A 1,621-nucleotide genomic window follows, 5' to 3' on the forward strand; every position below is an offset into this window, starting at 1 on the left:
CTTTGCTCATCTCTCGCATTGGGTGGCTTAACGCCAAGCTTCGGTTTTATGCAGCAAGCGGCCAAACAATCTTCTGTGCCAGTGTATGCCATGATTCGTCCACGCCAAGGCGACTTTTTCTATAACGAAGAGGAGCTAGACATGATGCGTTGGGACACAGAAACCGCTCATCAATCTGGTTTAGATGGAGTGGTGCTTGGCGTACTGACACAAGAAGGTGATATCCACATGCCGTTTGCCACCGCTTTGTGCGAGTTTGCACAAGCACTGGGTCTTGGTATCACGTTTCATCGTGCATTTGATCAATGCCGCAATGCAGAACAAGCGTTGGAAGATATCATCCATTTAGGTTGCGAACGTATTCTGACTTCAGGCCTCGCTCCATCTGCACCAGCAGGCGAGAGCGTACTTAAATCTCTTGTGGAACAAGCCCAAGGGCGCATTGCGATCATGGCCGGGGCGGGAGTGAATGCAGACAACGTCCGTGATTTAGTAAAAAACACGAACGTGCAAGAAGTCCATCTTTCAGGCAAGACCACACGCCCTAGCCAAATGACCTTTGTTGCTGAACAAAGCAAAATGGGCGCTTCAGATGTCGATGATTTTGCGATTCCTATTACCAGTACTCAAGCCATCGCCAACGTCGCAGCAGCTCTCAAATAACACACTCGAAATCCCCACTTCCTACGTTGAGTGCTAACATATTGAGCATCAAGGAGTGAGGAACGAATAATGTCTAAGCTAAAGAAAAAGGAATACGAACAAGAGCTTAAAAAGCTGCAGGTCGAATTGGTAAAGCTGCAAGAATGGGTTAAACACAAAGGACTAAAAGTCGTCGTTCTGTTTGAAGGCCGTGATGCCGCAGGCAAAGGCGGCGTAATTAAGAGAATTACGGAAAAGTTAAATCACCGAGTTTGCCGCGTAGTGGCATTGCCCGCACCGACTGAAAAAGAAAAGACACAATGGTACTTTCAACGTTATGTCGCGCACCTGCCATCCGCCGGTGAAATCGTCTTGTTTGACCGCAGTTGGTATAACCGAGCTGGCGTCGAAAAAGTCATGGGCTTTTGTACGCCAGATGAATATGAAGAATTTCTACGCTCTTGCCCTGAATTCGAGAGAATGCTGCAACGCTCAGGCATTATTTTGCTCAAGTACTGGTTTTCGGTCTCCGACGAGGAGCAGGAAAAACGCTTCTTAGGGCGCATCAACACACCGATAAAGCGCTGGAAGTTCAGCCCGATGGATCTAGAATCTCGACACCGCTGGGCTGAGTATTCTGAAGCAAAAGACAAGATGTTCGCTTACACCGACACCAAAAACTGTCCTTGGTGGGTTGTACCTTCAGATTCAAAACAAAAAGCGCGCTTAAATTGCATTAGTCATCTACTCAGTCAAATTGAATATAAAGCGCTAGAGTACCCACCAATTGAGTTACCAGAGATCAATAAAGAGGGCTACGTCAGAGCGCCAATAGACGATCAAACGTTTGTACCGGATAAGTACTGATCTCGGCTTCTAAGATCCAAAAGACCAGCGTTCGCTGGTCTTTTTCATTTACATGAAGCGTTACTTCAACACATCATCAATGCTTTGATCACCAAGGTGACGAACGTCCTTA

At 46.9% G+C, this 1,621-nt stretch carries 2 protein-coding genes; both read left to right on the forward strand.

What is annotated here, in order from left to right; genetic code table 11:
* A partial coding sequence (locus tag R7040_RS24350; protein ID WP_318097243.1) for a copper homeostasis protein CutC occupies positions 1 to 663 on the forward strand: 663 nt, incomplete at its 5' end.
* A gap of 69 nt (positions 664 to 732) precedes the next feature.
* Positions 733 to 1,509, forward strand: a complete 777-nt coding sequence (gene ppk2, locus R7040_RS24355; protein WP_005460167.1) for a polyphosphate kinase 2 — start codon at positions 733 to 735, stop codon at positions 1,507 to 1,509.
* Positions 1,510 to 1,621 lie beyond the last annotated feature (112 nt).

The organism is Vibrio sp. 1069, assembly GCF_033340555.1.